Raw genomic sequence first — 17991 nt, forward strand, 5'->3', positions numbered from 1 at the left:
TGGCGTGAAGTTGCGCCGTTTATCCCGGCGCCGGTTCACCTGTCCAGTATTCCATAAGCCTTCCGCATCCGGTCTGGTCTTTCCATGGTGGTGACGGCTTGAGTCTCCATCAGCATTTTTCCCAGCGTCTGCTGACGGGCGGCGGCCCGCGAGGCGATGAACGCCTCCTGCGCACGCACGGCGCTCAAGCGACCGGCGTCTTCTTCCGTGAGTGTTGCGGCCCCTGCATCCTCAATGATGCGCGTGATGAGCGCCGAGCGCCGTTTCTGGATTTTTTCCACCATCGCCCAGTCTTCCCCGCTTGCCGCCTGCTGCATCTGCTCAGTGGCGGCGGTCAGGTCCGTGATCAGGTCTGTGACATCTGGCATTGGTCAACTCTCAAAATGTGGGCCGTGCTGGATCATGCCGAGGGTTTGCGCGACGCCAGCTTTGCGATCCTGTCGAGCAGCTCGCGCTGGCCATCGGCATCCGTGGCGCGAAAGCTCTGGATAAGTCGCAGCTCGTCATCGCTGAGAGGATGCTCTTCATCCAGCAGCAGCAGCCAGGCCGGCGAGACCGTCTCCAGCGCGGCCGCAAGCTGATGCGCCGCTTCCAGTCCCATGCGACGGATACCCTGCTCGTAGTTGCTGATCCGCGATTTGGACAGCAGTCCGGTGGTGCGGAGAGACAAATCGTTCAGTGACCAGCCCCGGCGCTGCCGCTCCGCACGCAGACGGCTGCCGATCCGACGAGAAAGTGAAGCAAATTCAGGTTCCACGATGAGATCACTCCAGAGTTGGCGGGACCGTCCGATCCCGATTGAATGACTGTAGCAAATCGATCACGAGACGTGTGGCTATGTTTTGTGTATGCCTCTTGCGATTCGGCTGACGGGACGCGCCCGGTGCGCGTGGCGGCTACATTGTTGCCCGCTGCGCAACCGGCTATGATCGATCAGACATCATTCGCCACGATCAACACCTAAAACTAAAGGTGCCAAATGTTAAGAGACTGGTCAGACGTTTACCTGATCGGCATTGCCGAGATCGATCAGCAGCACCAGGGATTTTTCGCCGCCGCCCATCGATTATATGAAGAGATTCTGGATCGGGAAGGCAAGAACGCGGTCGTTGAGGCCATGGCCTTCATGCGTGACTACGCCGAACAGCATTTTCAGACCGAAGAGGCATTCATGCGTGAGCATGACTATCCTGGCCTGAAAGAGCACATGCAGCTTCATGTTGCGTTTTTCCGCCGTCTGGACGGTCTGGAAGACGATCTGATGATCTTTGGCCCCAGTCAGGATCTCGCGGATCGCGCCCTGGACATCACGCAGGACTGGCTGATCGATCACATAGCCGACGAAGACATGCTGTATTCGCTGCATGTCAAGGCGCGCGAACCACGTGGGAACGCCGCTTGAGCAGGAAACGTGTTCAGCGTCAGGCGCCCTGTCACTGACTCTTCCATTTTTCGCCGGATTCTGTATATTGGCGCGTTTACCTGCGGGGTCTCCCGCAACGCCCATCCAGTCTGAAGCCAGGACAGCACATGGTCACGATTCGTTTGTCTCGCGGTGGTTCCAAGAAGAACCCCTTTTATCAGATCGTTGTCGCCGACATTCGCGCCAAGCGCGACGGTCGCTATATTGAGCGGCTCGGTTTCTTCAACCCAACGGCCAAGGGCGGCGAAGTGCCCTTGCGCGTGGATCGCGAGCGGGCCGAGCACTGGATCCGTCAGGGCGCGCAGCCGACTGATCGTGCCAGACAGTTGCTGAAGCAGGCGGAGCGCGAGGCGGCGGCGGTCTGAGTCGCGCCCGATGTCCGGGGAGACCGGTTCATCACGGGTTCTGGTCGGGCGCATCGCTGGCGTCTATGGTCTCAAGGGCTGGGTGAAGATTCTGTCCGAGACCGATCCGCGTGCCGGCATCTTCGGCTATTCGCCCTGGCTGATCGGCCCGGACGCGGTTCCTCGCCGGGTGGTTGAGAGCAAAGAGCACGGCAAAGGGCTGATTGCGCGGCTGGATGACTGTGTGGATCGCGATCAGGCAGCGCGGCTGGTTGGGCAGGAGATCGCCATCCATCGCGCGCAACTGCCACCCCCGCGCCCGGATGAATTCTACTGGCTCGACCTGGAAGGCCTCGCGGTCGTCACGACCGACGGGATCGAACTGGGTCGGGTGGATCATCTTTTTTCCACCGGCGTCAACGATGTGCTGGTGGTCAAAGGGGAGCGCGAACGTCTCCTGCCCTTTGCCTGGGGCGATGTCGTCAAGGACGTGGATTTCGAGCGCGGGCGGATTGAGGTCGATTGGGATCCTGAGTTCTGATGCGCTTCGATGTGGTGACCCTGTTTCCGGATCTGTTCCGCATTCTGTCGGATCAGGGTGTGACCGGGCGGGCCATGACACGCGGTCTGGCAGAGCTGCATCTCTGGAATCCGCGCGATTACACCCGTGACGTGCATCGCACCGTCGATGACCGGCCCTATGGCGGCGGTCCCGGCATGGTCATGAAGGTCGAGCCGTTGCGCGATGCCATTCTGGCTGCGCGTGCCGCCGCGCCGACCAGCCGGGTCGCTTATCTGTCCCCGCAGGGACGGCTGCTCGATCAGGCCGCGATCAGCGGGATCGCCGCGCAACCCGGTTGGATTCTGCTAGCCGGGCGTTATGAAGGCGTCGATGAGCGGTTGATCGAGGCCCAGGTGGACGAAGAGTGGTCGATCGGCGACTACGTCCTGAGCGGCGGCGAGCTGCCGGCGATGGTCGTCATGGATGCGGCTATCCGTCTCCTGCCAGGGGCGCTCGGGCATGCCGACTCCGCGCAGCAGGATTCGCATATGAACGGGCTGTTGGACTGCCCCCATTACACCCGCCCGGAACGGATCGACGGACGCTCGGTTCCCCCGGTGCTGATCGGCGGCGATCATGCCGCGATCAAACAGTGGCGGTTGCGTCAGGCGCTCGGGCGCACCTGGCAGCGCCGTCCGGATTTACTGACGCGGCGCGGCCTGAATGCAGCCGAGCAGGCGCTACTCGATGAATTTGTACTGGCTCACCCTGATGGTGACGCCGGGTGAGAACAGGAGCCTTAAGGAAACCATGAGCAACATTATTCAAGCGCTCGAACAAGAGCAAATGACCCGTGAAGTCCCTGATTTCGCCCCCGGCGATACCGTCGTCGTGCAGGTGAAGGTCAAGGAAAAGGACCGTGAGCGTCTCCAGGCGTTCGAGGGCGTCGTCATCGCCATCAGCAACCGTGGCCTGAACTCGTCCTTCACGGTGCGCAAGATTTCGCATGGCGAGGGCGTGGAGCGCGTCTTCCAGACCTACAGCCCGGCGATCGGCGATATCGAGGTCAAGCGCAAGGGTGATGTGCGTCGCGCCAAGCTCTACTATCTGCGCGGACTGACCGGCAAGGCTGCCCGCATCAAGGAAAAGATCTAAGACGCCCGCGCGGTCATCTCACGGGATGGCCGTGTGCGGGCGAGGACGGGCACCCGCTTGTCTCAGACCTTCTACTGGCACGATTACGAAACCTGGGGCGCCGATCCCCATCGTGATCGTGCCTGTCAGTTCGCCGGTCTGCGCACCGATGCCGATCTGAATGAAATCGACGCGCCGCTGGTGCTCTACTGCCGTCCGGCGACCGATCTGCTGCCCCATCCCGATGCCTGTCTCCTCACCGGTATCACGCCTCAACTCGCCGAGCGCGAGGGTGTGATCGAGGCCGAGTTCGCGGCCCGCATCCTCCGTGTTCTGAGTCAGCCCGGTACCTGTGGGGTCGGCTACAACAGCGTCCGCTTCGATGATGAAGTCACCCGCAACCTGCTGTATCGCAATCTGTACGATCCCTATGCCCGCGAGTGGCGCAACGGCAATTCGCGCTGGGATCTGATCGATACCCTGCGTCTGGCCCATGCACTGCGACCGGAGGGGATCGACTGGCCGACCCACGCCGATGGCACGACTTCGTTCAGGCTGGAACACCTGACCGCCGCCAATGGTATCGGCCATGCCCAGGCGCATGACGCCCTGGCTGACGTGCGGGCGACCATCGCCATGGCGCGTCGGTTGCGTCAGGCACAGCCCCGACTGTTCGACTATGCGCTGACCCTGCGCGACAAGCGCAAAGTCCGCGCGTTGCTTGAAAAAGGCGAGCCGCTGCTGCATGCCTCGTCACGCTTTGCGTCCGCGCTGGGCTGCATCGCGCCGGTGTATCCTGTCGCGTCGCATCCCACCAATACCAACGGCGTCATCTGTTTCGATCTGCGTGCCGATCCGGCGCAACTGCTCGATTTGCCGGTCGATGAGATCCGTTTCCGGCTTTTCACCCCCGCCGCGCAACTGTCGGACGGACAGGAGCGCATCCCGCTCAAGACGATCCATGTCAATCGCGCCCCCGTGCTGGCGCCGCTGAAGACCCTGACCGCTCAGGCCGCCGAACGCTGGCGCATCGATCCGCGTCAGGTTGCCGAACGGGCACAATGGATCGCGGCATCTGCTGCCGCGATCCAGCGCCGCGTGCAGGATGCGCATCAGATGTCCGAGACGTCAGCGGAAACCGATCCGGATCTGATGCTCTACAGCGGCGGCTTTTTCTCCGACGCGGATCGGCGCGCGATGGACGCCGTCCATCGTCTTGCGCCGCACGACCTGGCGGAGCATCCGCCAGCCTTCGAGGATCCGCGTCTGACCCGGATGCTGTTCCGTTATCGCGCCCGCAACTGGCCCGAAACGCTCACGCCCGATGAACGCGCCGACTGGGATGAGGACCGCTTCGCGCGACTCACCGATCCAGCCGCCGGTGGCGGCATCCAGATCGACCAGTACGAACAGCGTCTGGTGGAGCTGACCGAGGCCCATGCCGACGATCCGGCCAGATTGCAGATTCTGGACTCACTCTCGGACTGGGCCGAGCAGATTTTTGATGCAGGGCTTTTTCAGTCGTAATGGTAGCGACAGGCAATGATGACCAGCTCATTGCCATCCACCCGGTAGATGAGACGATTGGATTCATCGATGCGGCGCGACCAGAAGCCCGAGAGGTTTTCCTTCAGGGGTTCGGGCTTGCCAATGCCGTCGAATGGACGGTTTCCATCAGACTGTTGAACGTATCGAGCGACATCAAGACGGCATTGGGCGCGTCACGCCGGGCAATCACCGTGTAGTCGGCATCGTCGATCACCTGATCGATCACGTTTTTGAGGCTGTTGCGGGCTTCCGAGAAGTTCACGACGCGCATGACATCTTACCTGTGCTATTGATAGCACAAGTCTAGGGTATCCCGTTCCCGGGTACCAGAAGCCATGCCGACCAAAGAACGATCAGTCATCGCCCGCCCCGTCGCTGCAACAGGGCAGTGCATCGCTGTTCTCTGCATCATAGTAAAAACAGCGGTTGCGTCCCTCATCCTTGGCCCGGTACAGGGCGAGATCCGCCTGGCCGAGCAGGCTATAGGCAAGCTGCTCGTGAGTCGGGATCATGGCGGTGACGCCAATGCTGACCGTGACCACCTCGCCGCTGTGCGAGGTCGGATGCGGCAACTGGAGTTCCTCGATCCACCGTCGTAGACGTTCCGCAATCGTGCAGGCTGTCGCGCGTCCTGCATCTGCCAGCAGCAGCACGAATTCCTCGCCACCATAGCGTGAGATCCGATCCCCTGTATGGCGCAGCGTATCCTGCAGGGCGGTTGCCACCCTGATGAGACATTCGTCGCCCTTGAGGTGACCGAAATGATCGTTATAGGCTTTGAAATGATCCACATCGATCATGATCAGAGCCAGACTTTGCTGTTTTTTCTGAGCATCCCTGAAAGCATTGACCAAATCCTGATCGAAGCGGCGGCGGTTGCCGACCCCGGTGAGTGCGTCGCGGTAGGTCGTGGCCATCAGTTGTGAGGATTGATCGCGCAGCCGACGCTCCCGACGCACGGTGGCGGTCATGTCCTGAACCTGAATCAGGACGGCGCACTGCTCATGATGCAGCGGCGTCACATAGATGAGCTGCTGCATCCGCTGATCGAGCCTGCGATCCATCGCTTGTTGATAAAGCGGCAGGATGGCGCCGTTCAGGCCGGGGGCAAGCATGGATGACAGCTTGAAACGCACGGCCTGTTCGATGCCATCCTGGAGACGGGTCTGCGCCGTTTCGGGGAACACCTCTCCAAGATGCCGGGTGACGACATCGTTCAGGGTCAAGCCGCTGTATTTGACCATCCAGGCGTTCCAGGACAGGATCCGCCCCTGGCGGTCGAGCAGGATCACGCCGGTTTGCAACCGATCAATCAGTTGCGCGCTGAGCAGATCATCCATCCGGGGCACTCCTCACTGCATGCCGAGACGTGATAGATAACCATCGACGTAGGTCAGCAGGGCGTTCAGTGAACTGACACTGAGCAGAAAGAGCAGATGACCCTTGATGCGTTCCTGACGGATGGCAAGATGGATCTGCAACACCAGAATGACCTGATCGTCATCCTGGTCGAACAGAGGCAGGGCACCGGGGGTGTTGAAATGATGCATCGGCAGGTCGCCGTGGAATTCGACGCCGAATTCATCAGCGAGCGCACTGATGCAGGCATTGAGGATGATATTGCCGATTTCGCACATGGCCTCCTGCTCGAATTCGGACACCTCTTCCGGGAGCAGGTCGGGATCGAGCATGTGGCTGACGATGGCCAGGGCATTGCGTTCGGGAAAGAGCAGGATGGCCTGCGCATCGAATGGGCCGCTGAAGCGGATCGACACCATGCTCAGTTCCTTGAACTCCGAGCCGAGCAGATCGGTGGCGATCGTGCTGGACCGGACCAGCGACACCAGCGGGGCGGACAGATGCACCTCATCCCGCACGATCTGGCTCAGGCTGCGCGCCGCCCGCCCGACGCCCAGATTGAAGAGTTCGCCCAGCGCATCGCGCTGCAAATCGCTCAATTCAGCCATGTGTCGTCCTCGAACAGCGCCACCATGCCAGCCACCGATTCTGGCGTGATCGGCTTGGCAACAAATTTGATGCCGGCCTTTTCAGCCGCCTGTCGCACGGCGTCCTGAATATTGGCGGTGCAGAGCACGACCCGGATGCTCGGGTGATGCAGACGAATCCAGCCGGCGACCTCCAGTCCGTTCATACCCGGCATGTTCACATCCAGGCTGACCAGCGACGGCGGTTCCTGCTCGATCATGGCCTCCGCCTCGGCGCCGTTCGTCGCCTCGGCGAGCCGCCAGTCGGGGCGCAGCGCATTGACACAACGGCTGATCATCATGCGCGACATCTTGCTGTCATCGACAATCAGAAGGAGTGGGTGATTCATCATGGGTAGAGAGCCGTCAGTGAGTGGTTTGCGGTGGTCAGTCAAGCGGGGAACGCTGTGTCTGCAAATGTGCGGTGCGTCACATCTTACTCAGTCCGGGATGACGGCGTCTCCGCTGATTTGCGCCAGCGACAGGCGCTCATCATCGGGTTCAGGCGGGTTCGGCAAAGGGTTCGATGGCGATCACGCTCAGGCCGTCGGGATCGATCCGCCAGCGGATATTCTGATCGAAGAGCCGGATGCCGAAGTCGCGGCGTTGCGGATAACGATCCATATAGCCCGGTCGCGGATCCTGCGCCAGTACCTGTTCGATCAGGGCGCGTAGCTGGCGTTCGCCGTGCGGATCGGCCCGATCCAGATCCGTTTGCGCCTGATCCGAGAAGCGTACCGGCAGCGCCACCGTCGCCAGCGGCGGCGTCGCAAAGCCGCTCGACGCCTGCGGGAATGAATCGGCATAGGGCACATAAGGTTTGATGTCGAGCACCGGCGTGCCATCAAGCAGATCGATCCCGCGCAGTCGCAGCGCCAATCCGCGCGCATCTTTGACCAGCCCCAGATGCTCAACGGCTGAGAGTCCGATGGGATTGGGCCGATAGGGCGCGCGACTGGCAAAGACCCCGACCGTTTCGCGTCCGCCCAGTCGCGGCGGACGCACTGTGGGACGCCAGCCAGCGTCCAGACAGTCAGCATGAAACACAAACAGAATCCAGACATGCGAGAAGCCCTCAATTCCCTTGAAGGCTTCTTCGCGCGCGAACGTTGGCAGCAATTCCAGGCGTGCCTCGGCGGCTGTCACCAATCCGGGTTGGCGCGGAATACCGAATTTATCGGTATAGGGCGAGCGGATAAAACCAATAGGGTCGAAATGCATGGTCTTGGCTGAAGGGGGTGTCGCCCAGGAAAACACCCTATTTCTGTATCGCCCGCGCATTGAGCGGCTGGACCGGGCGATTGTTCGGATGTCCCATGACCTTGGCAAACTGCTGGATCTGCCCGGCGGAGGCCGTGATTGGCTCCCTCATGACCAGCCAGATCACGCCTTCCGTGCAAGGTGGCGTGGTCAGTGAGCCGGTGAAACGGTAATAGTCGCGATTGGCCGGCAGCAAGGATTCGGGCGACAGTTTGGTGGACAGATGCACCGTGCTATCCGGCTGTGTCGGCATGGCGTCCCAGGCCGCTTTCAGTGCGGCGTCTTCCGCACCTTCCTTGAACATGACGCCGATCACGGCAAGATGACCGTCCCGATCCGCGTGCACCAGGTGCATCTCCATCGGGAACTCCTGTCCGTCAATATGGTTCTCGCTCGGCGTGTGGAAATGGAATTGCTTGAGTTCGTAATCCTGTCCGTCGAGCGTGATCCAGTTGCCGGGCCTTTCATTGATCTGGATCGTATGTCCGTTGTTGACCTCGTCGGCCTCGTCGGCGTGGTAATGAAACTCGATGGGTGACAGTTGGGTATCCACGGCGCTGCTCAGATCGACCGGCGACTGGTTTTTGCCCTGCTGGCAGAGCGTGAAATCAGGGGCGAGTTCACCCCAGTGCTCCGGTCCCTCAGCGCCTTCATAACCCCAGTGCGGGCCATGTCCGGCCAGCGCCAGTCCGCTGCCGACGAGGAGTGTCATGGTCAGGACAGTGATGGATTTCATGCTCTTTGCTCTTTGCTCGTTGCTCGTTGCTTGAATGAGATTCCTGAGTTGCTTGCCGGCAGGGCGAACGGCGCCGCACGGGTGGACAGATTACGATAAAGCGCAACGAAAATCCGCTCATCGCCCGTCGTGCAGTCAATGTCATTGGCGCGCCTTGCCCAAGATGGCGGACAATGCGCGCCGGTTCGACAGATAACGACTCATCATGGGGCTGTCGGGGTTTGAATGCGCGGAAATGACGACTGGGAGAGAACATGCAAAGTAGAATGGATTGGACAGCGGCGGGGTGGTCGTGGGCGACCGCTCCGCTGCGTCTGGCGCTGGAGTGCCGTGTGGGGGTCGAGTGGGGGGCGATGGTCGCGGCGCAGCCGGTTTTGCGCCGGATGCCTCAGGGCGACGGACACGCGGTGCTGGTGCTTCCCTATCTGTTCGGCTCGGATCTGACGACCCAGCCGTTGCGGACATCGCTTGCGTGCCTCGGTTATCAGGCCGTCCCTGCCGGGCTGGGGCTGAATCTGGGGCCGCGTCAGGGGTTGATGGACGCCGCGCTGAAGCGTCTGCTGGATCTGCGCCGTCGCTCCGGTCGTCCGGTCAGTCTGATCGGCTGGAGCATTGGTGGCCTTTATGCGCGCGCGCTGGCCAAAGAGGCGCCGGACGCGGTGCGTCTGGTCATCACGCTCGGCACGCCGTTGAACGGCCAGCCATCGCCCGCCGAGATGTGGCGTCTGGCCGAGCAGGTCACCGGGCAGCCGTTCGGTCTGTCTGCGGCCCATGGTCCGCTGGACGAGCCGCCGCCGGTGCCGACCACGGCGATCTTCAGTCGCACCGACGGCATCGTGCCCTGGCGCGACAGTCTGCAACCGGAAGGTCCGCTCAGTGAAAATATCGAGGTCGAATCCAGTCACTTTGGACTTGGTTTGAATCCGCTGGTCGGTTATGTCATTGCGGATCGTCTTGCCCAGCCCGAAGGGGCGTGGCAGCCGTTCCGGCGCGAGGGTCTGCGTGCGCTCATCTATCCCGATCAGTCTCGTTGACGTCTGACCACAGTCTGATCTAGGCGCCTGCCGATGGCTTGCGTCGCCGGATGCCCCCGACGACGGCCTGTGCCTGAGTCGGATCCTCCGGCCAGTGATGCTTGGGATAGCGCCCCCGCAACTCCTTGCGCACCTCGGCATAACCGCGCGCCCAGAAGCCGGCCAGATCCTGCGTGACCTGCATCGGACGCCGCGCAGGGGAGAGCAGATACAGCAGCACCGGCACCCGTCCGCCGCAGAGACGCGGGGTGTCGGCCAGTCCGAAGAGTTCCTGGAGCGGTACCGCCAGGATGGGGATGTCGCCGCTGACATAGTCGAGCATCCGCTGATTGCCGGCGGGCGTGGTCAGCGTCCGGGGTGCCTCATGCTCCAGTCGCTGCTGCTGCTCCCAGGACAGACGCGCCGTCAGAATCGCCGTCAGATCGAGCCGCTGCACCTCACTGAAACGCGATTTGCCCGCCAGCCAGGGGCCGAGCCACTCCGCCAGCGTGTCGTGCAGCGCGGTATCCGAGAGATTCGGCCAGTCGCCTGCGGAATCGTGCGCCCGCAGCAGGGCGACCCGCGCCTGTAACTGACGCGCCCCATCGGTCCAGTTCAGCGCGCACTCGAACCGCTCGCGGATGCGGTCGAGCAGCAGGCCGGCGACATCCACATCGTCACCCAGCGGAATCGGTCGCGAATTGAGCACAATGGCATCCAGCCGGCTGATCTCACGCGCGGCGACGGCCTCGCGTTCGCTGTCCCAGGCGACCTGTCGGCTCGTCTCGATCCGCTCCGCGAACAATTCGCGCAGTTCGGTTTCGCTGATCGGCAGGGCCAGTTGAATACGTCCGTCCCGACCGCGCGCATCCATGGCCGCCACCACCAGATAGGGATGGATGGCGAGCGCATCGTCGCGCGGCAGCACCGCACCCGCACCGGAGGCCAGCAGATAACGGTCATCCGCGCCATCGCGACGCTGCGCCACCCGCTCGGGACAGGCCAGCGCCAGCAGCGCGCCGGGCGTGGTCGCGCCATCCGGCGACGATGTGCCAGCCAGTCGCCGCAACTGCTCCGCGACCCGTGCGATGGCAGCGAGACGGTGACGGTCCATGTCGCGCGGCTGGTGTTTTTCGCGACTTTCCTGCAACGCCTGGAGACGCAGGCCCAGATCGGCGGGACGACCCGCGCCCGGTTCATGGATGAAGGGATCGCGCTCCGAGATCAGCGCGCAGAGATCGGCGGCGGTCTGGCGCGCGCTGGCAGCGGCACCCAGCAGCATGGTCGCCAGCCGTGGATGGATGGGCAGCTCGGCCATCGTCCGCCCGAGTCGGGTGAGCCGCTGCCCCGAATCCAGCGCGCCCAGGGCGTGCAGCACGGAGACCGCCTGCTCCCAGGCTGGCGCAGGCGGTGGATCGAGCCAGCTCAGGTCATTGGGGTGCCTGACGCCCCAGAGCGCCAGTTCCAGCGCCAATGGGGTCAGGTCCGATTGCAGGATCTCGGGGGTTCGATGTTCCGGTCGGCCATGCTCCTGAGCGCGGGTCCAGAGACGGTAGCAGACGCCCGGCCCGAGCCGTCCGGCGCGTCCCGCGCGCTGCTCGGCGGAGGCGCGCGGGATGGACTCGGTGACCAGCCGGCTCAGGCCCGCACCGGGATCGAAGCGCGGCTTGCGCGTCAGTCCGCTGTCGATCACCACGCGGATACCCTGAATGGTGACGCTGGTTTCGGCGATGTCGGTCGCGACGATCACGCGCCGCTGGCCGGGTTCGCCGGGGAGCAGCGCCCGATCCTGCGCGGCGGTCGGGAGTGTCCCGTGCAGCGGCAGAACCAGGATGCCGTCGTCCGCGAGCCGGGCAAGCTGTTCCACACAGCGGTTGATCTCGCCGACGCCGGGCAGAAAGGCCAGGATGTCGCCCTCGTGCTCGCTCAAGGCCGCGCGCACGCCAGCGACCACGGCGCGGACCGGATCCGCATCGGGCGCGCGCTCGGCGTAACGGATCTCGACCGGATAGCTGCGTCCTTCGCCACGGATGATCGGCGCATCGCCCAGGATCTGTGCCACCGGCGCGGCGTCCAGAGTCGCGGACATCGCCAGCAGACGCAGATCCGGGCGCAGATTCGCGGCGACATCCAGCGCGAGCGCCAGACCCAGATCGGACTGGAGATTGCGTTCATGGAATTCGTCGAAAATAAGCAGCCCGATGCCGTCGAGTCCCGGATCGGACTGGAGCCGTCGGGTCAGAATGCCTTCGGTGATGACCTCAATCCGGGTGCGCGGGCCGACCCGCCGCTCGAAGCGGACCTGATAACCGACACGCTCGCCCACCGACTCATCAAGCATTGCCGCCATCCGCGCCGCCGTCAGACGCGCAGCGGGCCGGCGCGGTTCGAGCATGAGGATGCGCCGATCCGCCAGCCAGTCGGCGTCGAGCAGCGCCAGCGGTACCCTGGTCGATTTGCCCGAGCCGGTCGGCGCCTGCAAGAGTGCATGGCCCCGACGCAGCGCGGCGCGCAGTTCGTCCAGTACGGCGTCGATGGGGAGCGATTGGGCGATGGTCAGGGGCATAGGAACAGTCGTCAGATCGTAGGTGCGAATTCATTCGCACGGGCGTGGTCGGTCGTCAGTCTGCCAACTGCTGAAATGTCTATACTTGGCCGCATCCATCAACCGACCGGATCCGACCCCATGGCGCGCCTTCCCCGCTTCGTCCTGCCCGGCTATCCCCAGCATGTCATTCAACGTGGCAACAATCGACAGCAGATCCTGTTCGAGGAGGAGGATTACTGGTTCATCTGGGAAAAGCTCGGCCTTGCCGCTGAACAGTTTCAGTGCGAGATCCATGCTTACGTGCTGATGCCGAACCACTTCCATCTCCTGCTCACGCCGCATCTGGAGAACGGCATCGGCAGGCTGATGCAGTCTGTGGGCCGCTATTATGTGCAATATTTCAATGCCCGCTATGAGCGTACCGGAACCCTCTGGGAAGGGCGTTATCGCGCCACGCTGGTTGATCCCAAGACCTCGCTGCTCCCGGTCTGTCACTATATCGAAGCCAATCCGGTTCGCGCCGGTCTGGTTGCACAGCCGGCCGATTATGCCTGGTCGAGCTATGGGGCCAATGCGGAAGGCAATGATGACCCATTGGTCACGCCGCATCGCGAGTATGCGCGTCTGGGCCGCAGTCTGAAGGCACGTCACGCCAGCTACGCCAGAGCCGCCGCTGTGCCGCTCGCTGACAGCGAACTGGCGACGATTCGTGACGCCACCAACAAGGCTTGGGTCTTGGGGGGCGCGCCCTTCTGTCAGGAGATCGAGGGCCAGCTCAACCGTCGCGCCCTGCCACGACCGCGCGGCGGCGATCGTCGCTCGGCGGCCTATCGGCGCCGCGCGGGGCTTGCATGAGCGGCGAGCGGGGCCGGGTTCACCGACCGGATGAAGCGGACGAATTCTACATCGACGAGGGCTGTTTCATCCTGGAATCCTGGAACCGGTCGGATGACCCGGCGGTCTCCATCGCCCGCGCCCGAGTTGCGCCCGGCGTCACCACCCGGCTGCATCGTCTGGTCGGGATTGTCGAACGCTATCTGATCCTGAGCGGTGCGGGCGAGGTCGAGGTTGAAGGCATGGATCCCACCCCCGTGCAGCCCGGCGATCTGGTAGAGATCCCCGCTGGTCTGGGGCAGCGCATCGCCAACCGGGGCGATACCGATCTGGTCTTTCTCGCCATTTGCACCCCGCGTTTCGTGCCTGGGGCCTATCAGGACATCGATCCTGATCCCTTCGTTTCATAGCGTTGGCGGCGGAACGGCAGAGTCGGTTCTGGCATGCGCGCGAAAAATCGAATCAGCCGAAATGCGGCCTCAGTTTGCGGTTTTTTGCTTGACATCGCCGAACGACATTGATTAAATGCGCAGCTCAATTTGGACGTAAAGATTGCATCCAAAGATTTCCTCGGCCCAGGTAGCTCAGTTGGTAGAGCAGAGGACTGAAAATCCTCGTGTCGGTGGTTCGATTCCGCCCCTGGGCACCAATAAAATCAGCCGGTTACGTCGAAAGGCGAACCGGCTTTTTTCGTCGGGTTCTTTTTGGGTGCGAACAGCCGCAGAATTTGCCGCCCTAAACGAGAAAACCCGCCACTCGGTCGGATCAGGCTGATGGCACTCCCCTGGTCACGCAATCAACCCCTCGTCCTGCATCCATTCCTTCTGCCTGTCACTCGCCATGCCGGCCTGAACCGCCAGCGCCAGCAATTCCCGGTGCGCGGGATCGGTGCGGGCCTCCCGGCACCGCAAGCCCAAGACCATGCTGGCGCGGGTCACATCGTCCAGGCTCTGACCTGGGGCCGGTCGGTCGGAATCGTCGCGAGTTGCTGCCGCCAGTGGCCGACACTTTGTCCGGTCAGACCACGGATGTAGGCATTCAGCAGGATCCAGCGCCTTTCCGGGCAGTGCCCGCGCTGGTCGGCCAGACGCTCGCGCTCGGCTTCCAGGCGGGCGATGCGGCTTCTCAGATCGCGCATCGGTTGCCGTGGAAGTTCAGCACGACGCGGGTGTGGAAGGATTCAGCCGGACGCTTCCAGGCTGGGGCCGTGCGTTCCAGCGCCTGCTCGCTGGTCTCGCCGGGTCTGGCGATGGCGACCAAGACGTGCGAGGGCCGGATGCGGCCTTCCATCTTCTCGATGCGGGTCTTCAAGCTGCTCATGGTGTCGGGGTCTCCGGTGGGGTGTGGCCTCGCTCCAGGGCGTCGATGCGACGGGCCAGTTCATCGCTCTCGATCACCTTCCCGAGTTGGCTCAGACCGCTCATCAGCGTGCTGCCCTCGCTCGGCGTCAATCGGCCCTGCGCCACGGCCTGCATGACGGTGCGCCCGACATCGGCCAAGCTGTCGGCAACCGGGAAGACCACGGGCACATCGACCGGGCGGAGTGCCCGCAAGCGCCGCTTCCTGCACGGTGTCCAGAATCTCGCCGGTCTTGATCCGCTTGCGCAGCGTGGCGAAGTTGGTCGATCCGGGTTTGCGCCCAGCCGGATTACCGCTTTGCCCCTTCTGGAAGGTCATGTGTCCTGCTCCAACTTGCTGTCATCAACGGCGTCAATCTTGCCCGGCCCAACGGCGCAGCGCACGCGCCAGATGCGCCGCTGAGGGCGACTTGCCGCACACCTTCACCAGCGCGGCGCGGATCTCGGCAGGCGGGCATCCTCTCGCCCGCATCCCCAAAGCCATGTCCCGCGCCAGCGGCGGATAATCCTGCCCCTCGCTTTCCATCGCTGGCGCTTGACCCTCCAGCAGCGATACGCGCCGCTCCAGATCCGCCAGCCGCTCATCGGCCAGGGGTTGCCCCGGCTCGGCGTCGTGGGCCGCGCTCTGGCCTTCCAGCGCGGCGAGACCACGCAAGACGGTCGCCGTCATGCTCTCACCCTCGCGGGCCACAGTGCGGATGCGTTCGCGGGTACCGGCAGGGACGCGGAAGGCAAGTTGTTCGGCGGGCTCGCTCATGGTCTGGCCTCTGTATAGCAGGAATCTAGCGCCATTCTAGCATCTGTCTAGCCTGACGCTAGATTTTTGCTAGATCGCTCAATGTCGGGTCTCGGCGGGTCGCCCCAAGCGCCCGTCCAGCAGCAGCGCGAGGGCAAAGACCAGCAGCCCCATGAATGCGGCGCGGTCGTCAGCGTCCGTGATGACGATCCGCTCGGCGTCAAGCGCCAGCAGCACATCAGGCAGCGTTGCATCGATACCGTCCTTGACCTGCTCGCTGTCCGTGAGGTCCAACGGCATGCCTGAGGCCAGATCCTCCAAGATTGCCAAGGTCGGACTGGTCCGCAGTGCCTCGGTCAGCGACCAGTCGATGCCTGGGCAGGGCGTGGCTTTCGTGGTCATGTTGCCGCTTGCTCCCGGATCAGCGTGACGAACCCCAACAGCGACAGATCCGCCGTCCACTCATGGCCGGGCCATGGCTCCAGGCTTGGCACCAGCGCAGCCAGGGGCAGGACCACACGCCAATCCTGCCGATCTGCGCGGTAAGCGAGACAGGGCCGCAGCCCTGCCCGTTGCGCCTGGACCGTGGTCTGACTCCACCATTCCCGCAGCAAGCCCTGTGTCGCCTTGCTGTGGCGCTTCACCTCAATGCCGTACCGTGCCAGTTCACGGGCCACGGGTCCGCCCTCGGCGTTGTCAGCGAGGGTCAGGTCATGGCCTCCTGCCCGTGACTGCTCCAGATTGCGCAGCAGCTTCACGCCAAGGTGGGCGTGGATGGCCTGGATCAGTTCCCGTTCGCCTGAAGCGCCCTTACTCCGCTGCATCCGGCTCATGCCCTGCCTCCGCAACGTCCGGGTCGGTCTGTGGTCCCGCGCCAGCTTCGCGCATCGCCTGCAAGCGTGCCGCGAACGCCTCGCGCGCAAACTGTTTATCGAGAGGATCAGCGATTTTCCCGGCCAGATCGGCGACCGTTTTCAGGTCCGCTTCGGTTTCGGCCTCATCAATCCGCGCCAGCACATCGACGAGGTTCGCGGCCTCGGGCTGTTTGTCTGCCCCGTTTTTTCCTTGCCATCACTGCCAACGCCGCAAAGCCGTGGAGATGTGTTTCAGGGAGGGCGCCCGTCCGCAAGCCTCGTAAATCGCGGATCGGATCTCAGCATTGCTTTTCCGCTGACTCTTGAGCCACAGCGCCATCATTCGGACGGCAGGGGGATATTCGGCGGACTCATCTTTTTGCATGAATGCCGTCTTCTGCCCGATAGGCGAGGGCATTTTTTCCAGCACGGCCACGCGCCCCGTCAGAGCGGCGATTTGCTCCCGTAGATCCGGGTTGTTCGTCGCGGAAATGGGCGATTCCCCTGAATCGGCCAAGCCCCCAAGCGCCCTAAGAAGCGTTGCGGTCATCGTCTCGTCTGATTGGCTCAATGCTCGGATCTTGGCCTTCGTTCCGTCTGGAACTCTGATAGCAATCTGTTCAGTCATCGTCTCGCCCCTGTTTTCCATTGATCTAAAAGCATTTTATCAATTTCTAGCTACCTGTATAGCGGTCAGCTAGACACCCAGCTAGACCCACGGGGGAGGGAGCCGTGAACCTCGGCGCCGAACATTCAAGGCGCTGGGAGGATCGATCCAAGGGGGGCGACAAGCCTGGATCTCGACGCCTTGCCGGCGCTGGCCGTGGTCCTGGTGGCCGTGGTCCTGGTGGCCGTGGTCCTGGTGGCCGTGATCTCGGTGCCCGTGGTCCTGCCGTCGGGACCGCTCCGACAAGCCTGGATCTCGACGCCTTGCCGGCGCTGGCCGTGGTCCTGGTGGCCGTGATCTCGGTGCCCGTGGTCCTGCCGTCGGGACCGCTCCGACAAGCCTGGATCTCGACGCCTTGCCGGCGCTGGCCGTGGTCCTGGTGGCCGTGATCTCGGTGCCCGTGGCCGATCTCCAGCGGAGGGGAACCCTCCAGGGCGGGTCAGTCCTTCACGATCTCGTTTCATGGCTCAACCATCCTCAACCGATTTTTGGCAGTCGCTCAGGACGGCGTGTCAGCCCCGCCGCTCGATCAGTTAACCAAAGTCAACCAAAATCGCCATGCTTGGTATTTTCGCCACCTTTTCCCACTGCCTTTTTCCTCCCGCATCCCGCGCGCCCCGTCGTGTCCACTTGCTTGTGGGATTTTTTTGGACTCCGAATCCGCATCCCGCACGCGCCTATCGTGTCCCTGTAGAAACACCCAACCCCTGCGGCATTTGCGGCAGTTGCGGCACTTCGCGCAAGCCATTGATTTAATAGGCTGCAATATCGCCCCAAGTGCCGCAACCCACTTGCGGCACATTGCGGCACTTGCGCGCGCGATCCGACCGCTTACGCACGGAGCGCCCGCCAATCCCGGCACCGATGTTCGGCCGATGGCCACAGCGCCGGGGGAATCAGGCTGGCGGGCGCCTCGATCCGGCAGCGCCCAAGCCCCGCCGTGGGGCTTGTCGTGCTCGGCGTGAAGTGCTGACAGCGATCACAGGACACGGGAGGGGGATCGCTGGCACGGGCGGGTTGAGGTGGCGCGGGGCCATTCTCATCCAGGG

The 17991-nt window shown here is 63.2% G+C and carries 26 protein-coding genes, 1 tRNA gene and 3 pseudogenes; 10 read left to right on the forward strand and 20 right to left on the reverse strand.

From position 1 onward, the window contains the following. Positions 1 to 35: 35 nt before the first annotated feature. Positions 36 to 368 carry a flagellar protein FliT gene (gene fliT / locus EDC35_RS10600; protein WP_132977239.1) on the reverse strand — a complete coding sequence of 111 codons (333 nt, stop codon included), beginning with the start codon at positions 366 to 368 and terminating at the stop codon, positions 36 to 38. A gap of 32 nt (positions 369 to 400) precedes the next feature. Next, positions 401 to 757 carry a helix-turn-helix domain-containing protein gene (locus EDC35_RS10605; protein WP_132977240.1) on the reverse strand — a complete coding sequence of 119 codons (357 nt, stop codon included), beginning with the start codon at positions 755 to 757 and terminating at the stop codon, positions 401 to 403. Between the two features lie 222 nt (positions 758 to 979). Here EDC35_RS10605 and EDC35_RS10610 point away from each other — a divergent pair, with 222 nt between their 5' ends. From EDC35_RS10610 to sbcB, 6 genes are all read left to right on the forward strand, one after another. Beyond that, a complete protein-coding gene (locus EDC35_RS10610) occupies positions 980 to 1402 on the forward strand; it encodes a bacteriohemerythrin (protein ID WP_132977241.1) in 423 nt (140 codons plus the stop codon). Positions 1403 to 1530: 128 nt separating this feature from the next. Further along, positions 1531 to 1788, forward strand: a complete 258-nt coding sequence (rpsP, locus tag EDC35_RS10615) for a 30S ribosomal protein S16 (protein WP_132977242.1) — start codon at positions 1531 to 1533, stop codon at positions 1786 to 1788. Positions 1789 to 1798: 10 nt separating this feature from the next. Then, on the forward strand, positions 1799 to 2308 hold the full coding sequence (gene rimM, locus EDC35_RS10620) for a ribosome maturation factor RimM (protein ID WP_132977243.1): 510 nt from the start codon (positions 1799 to 1801) through the stop codon (positions 2306 to 2308). Then, complete coding sequence (trmD, locus tag EDC35_RS10625) at positions 2308 to 3057, forward strand: tRNA (guanosine(37)-N1)-methyltransferase TrmD (protein WP_132977244.1); 750 nt, start codon at positions 2308 to 2310, stop codon at positions 3055 to 3057. The genes rimM and trmD overlap by 1 nt, the downstream gene beginning before the upstream one ends. A 22-nt stretch (positions 3058 to 3079) precedes the next feature. Then, positions 3080 to 3424, forward strand: a complete 345-nt coding sequence (rplS, locus tag EDC35_RS10630) for a 50S ribosomal protein L19 (RefSeq protein WP_132977245.1) — start codon at positions 3080 to 3082, stop codon at positions 3422 to 3424. 57 nt (positions 3425 to 3481) lie between these two features. Next, positions 3482 to 4930 carry an exodeoxyribonuclease I gene (gene sbcB, locus EDC35_RS10635; RefSeq protein ID WP_132977246.1) on the forward strand — a complete coding sequence of 483 codons (1449 nt, stop codon included), beginning with the start codon at positions 3482 to 3484 and terminating at the stop codon, positions 4928 to 4930. Here sbcB and EDC35_RS10640 read toward each other — a convergent pair. The 7 genes and pseudogenes from EDC35_RS10640 to EDC35_RS10670 form a co-directional block, all read right to left on the reverse strand. Further along, a pseudogene (locus tag EDC35_RS10640) lies at positions 4921 to 5067 on the reverse strand (Txe/YoeB family addiction module toxin); the annotation flags it as partial. The gene sbcB and the pseudogene EDC35_RS10640 overlap by 10 nt on opposite strands. After that, positions 5064 to 5222, reverse strand: a pseudogene (locus tag EDC35_RS10645) (type II toxin-antitoxin system Phd/YefM family antitoxin); the annotation flags it as partial. The pseudogenes EDC35_RS10640 and EDC35_RS10645, both read right to left, overlap by 4 nt. 82 nt (positions 5223 to 5304) lie before the next feature. Then, positions 5305 to 6291: a GGDEF domain-containing protein gene (locus EDC35_RS10650; protein ID WP_132977247.1), complete on the reverse strand. Its 987-nt coding sequence runs from the start codon at positions 6289 to 6291 to the stop codon at positions 5305 to 5307. 12 nt (positions 6292 to 6303) lie between these two features. Further along, a complete protein-coding gene (locus tag EDC35_RS10655; RefSeq protein WP_132977248.1) occupies positions 6304 to 6918 on the reverse strand; it encodes a chemotaxis protein CheX in 615 nt (204 codons plus the stop codon). Then, positions 6906 to 7289 carry a response regulator transcription factor gene (locus EDC35_RS10660; protein WP_279387992.1) on the reverse strand — a complete coding sequence of 128 codons (384 nt, stop codon included), beginning with the start codon at positions 7287 to 7289 and terminating at the stop codon, positions 6906 to 6908. Before EDC35_RS10660 ends, EDC35_RS10655 begins: the two co-directional genes overlap by 13 nt. A 148-nt stretch (positions 7290 to 7437) precedes the next feature. After that, complete coding sequence (gene tsaA, locus EDC35_RS10665; protein ID WP_132977249.1) at positions 7438 to 8157, reverse strand: tRNA (N6-threonylcarbamoyladenosine(37)-N6)-methyltransferase TrmO; 720 nt, start codon at positions 8155 to 8157, stop codon at positions 7438 to 7440. A gap of 37 nt (positions 8158 to 8194) precedes the next feature. Beyond that, positions 8195 to 8932: a carbonic anhydrase gene (locus EDC35_RS10670; RefSeq protein ID WP_132977250.1), complete on the reverse strand. Its 738-nt coding sequence runs from the start codon at positions 8930 to 8932 to the stop codon at positions 8195 to 8197. Positions 8933 to 9186: 254 nt separating this feature from the next. On the opposite strand from EDC35_RS10670, the gene EDC35_RS10675 reads away from it, so the two are divergent. After that, complete coding sequence (locus EDC35_RS10675) at positions 9187 to 9966, forward strand: PGAP1-like alpha/beta domain-containing protein (RefSeq protein WP_243651614.1); 780 nt, start codon at positions 9187 to 9189, stop codon at positions 9964 to 9966. Between the two features lie 19 nt (positions 9967 to 9985). Here EDC35_RS10675 and hrpB read toward each other — a convergent pair whose 3' ends face one another. Then, the gene (hrpB, locus tag EDC35_RS10680; protein WP_132977251.1) at positions 9986 to 12511 is read right to left on the reverse strand and encodes an ATP-dependent helicase HrpB; all 2526 of its coding nucleotides are present in this window, start codon (positions 12509 to 12511) and stop codon (positions 9986 to 9988) included. 120 nt (positions 12512 to 12631) lie between these two features. Here hrpB and EDC35_RS10685 point away from each other — a divergent pair, with 120 nt between their 5' ends. The 3 genes from EDC35_RS10685 to EDC35_RS10695 all read left to right on the forward strand — a co-directional run bounded on the left by EDC35_RS10685 (position 12632) and on the right by EDC35_RS10695 (position 13976). Beyond that, positions 12632 to 13348, forward strand: coding sequence for a transposase (locus EDC35_RS10685; RefSeq protein WP_132977252.1), 717 nt, complete (start codon positions 12632 to 12634; stop codon positions 13346 to 13348). After that, entirely contained in the window at positions 13345 to 13737 is a 393-nt protein-coding gene (locus tag EDC35_RS10690; RefSeq protein WP_132977253.1) for a cupin domain-containing protein, read from the forward strand. Before EDC35_RS10685 ends, EDC35_RS10690 begins: the two co-directional genes overlap by 4 nt. A 163-nt stretch (positions 13738 to 13900) precedes the next feature. Beyond that, positions 13901 to 13976 (forward strand) — tRNA-Phe (locus tag EDC35_RS10695). Positions 13977 to 14115: 139 nt separating this feature from the next. Here the strand turns inward: EDC35_RS10695 and EDC35_RS19000 are convergent. The 10 genes and pseudogenes from EDC35_RS19000 to EDC35_RS18545 form a co-directional block, all read right to left on the reverse strand. Then, the gene (locus EDC35_RS19000; protein ID WP_279387993.1) at positions 14116 to 14250 is read right to left on the reverse strand and encodes a hypothetical protein; all 135 of its coding nucleotides are present in this window, start codon (positions 14248 to 14250) and stop codon (positions 14116 to 14118) included. Positions 14251 to 14261: 11 nt separating this feature from the next. Continuing rightward, positions 14262 to 14465, reverse strand: a complete 204-nt coding sequence (locus EDC35_RS10700; protein ID WP_132977254.1) for a hypothetical protein — start codon at positions 14463 to 14465, stop codon at positions 14262 to 14264. Continuing rightward, positions 14453 to 14647 carry a hypothetical protein gene (locus tag EDC35_RS10705; protein WP_132977255.1) on the reverse strand — a complete coding sequence of 65 codons (195 nt, stop codon included), beginning with the start codon at positions 14645 to 14647 and terminating at the stop codon, positions 14453 to 14455. Before EDC35_RS10705 ends, EDC35_RS10700 begins: the two co-directional genes overlap by 13 nt. Further along, positions 14644 to 14880: a hypothetical protein gene (locus EDC35_RS10710; protein ID WP_132977256.1), complete on the reverse strand. Its 237-nt coding sequence runs from the start codon at positions 14878 to 14880 to the stop codon at positions 14644 to 14646. Before EDC35_RS10710 ends, EDC35_RS10705 begins: the two co-directional genes overlap by 4 nt. A gap of 49 nt (positions 14881 to 14929) precedes the next feature. Beyond that, positions 14930 to 15004, reverse strand: a pseudogene (locus tag EDC35_RS19120) (DUF5681 domain-containing protein); the annotation flags it as partial. A gap of 33 nt (positions 15005 to 15037) precedes the next feature. Beyond that, positions 15038 to 15442 carry a hypothetical protein gene (locus EDC35_RS10715; protein ID WP_132977257.1) on the reverse strand — a complete coding sequence of 135 codons (405 nt, stop codon included), beginning with the start codon at positions 15440 to 15442 and terminating at the stop codon, positions 15038 to 15040. 78 nt (positions 15443 to 15520) lie between these two features. After that, a complete protein-coding gene (locus tag EDC35_RS10720; RefSeq protein ID WP_132977258.1) occupies positions 15521 to 15823 on the reverse strand; it encodes a hypothetical protein in 303 nt (100 codons plus the stop codon). After that, positions 15820 to 16254, reverse strand: coding sequence for a putative PDDEXK endonuclease (locus tag EDC35_RS10725; RefSeq protein ID WP_132977259.1), 435 nt, complete (start codon positions 16252 to 16254; stop codon positions 15820 to 15822). Before EDC35_RS10725 ends, EDC35_RS10720 begins: the two co-directional genes overlap by 4 nt. Beyond that, positions 16232 to 16438 (reverse strand): hypothetical protein, encoded by a 207-nt coding sequence (locus EDC35_RS18540; protein ID WP_165903409.1) that lies wholly within the window; start codon positions 16436 to 16438, stop codon positions 16232 to 16234. Before EDC35_RS18540 ends, EDC35_RS10725 begins: the two co-directional genes overlap by 23 nt. A 54-nt stretch (positions 16439 to 16492) precedes the next feature. Then, the gene (locus tag EDC35_RS18545; protein WP_165903410.1) at positions 16493 to 16903 is read right to left on the reverse strand and encodes a hypothetical protein; all 411 of its coding nucleotides are present in this window, start codon (positions 16901 to 16903) and stop codon (positions 16493 to 16495) included. Positions 16904 to 17991: the final 1088 nt, after the last annotated feature.

It is taken from the genome of Thiobaca trueperi (assembly GCF_004342175.1).
GTDB lineage: Bacteria > Pseudomonadota > Gammaproteobacteria > Chromatiales > Chromatiaceae > Thiobaca > Thiobaca trueperi.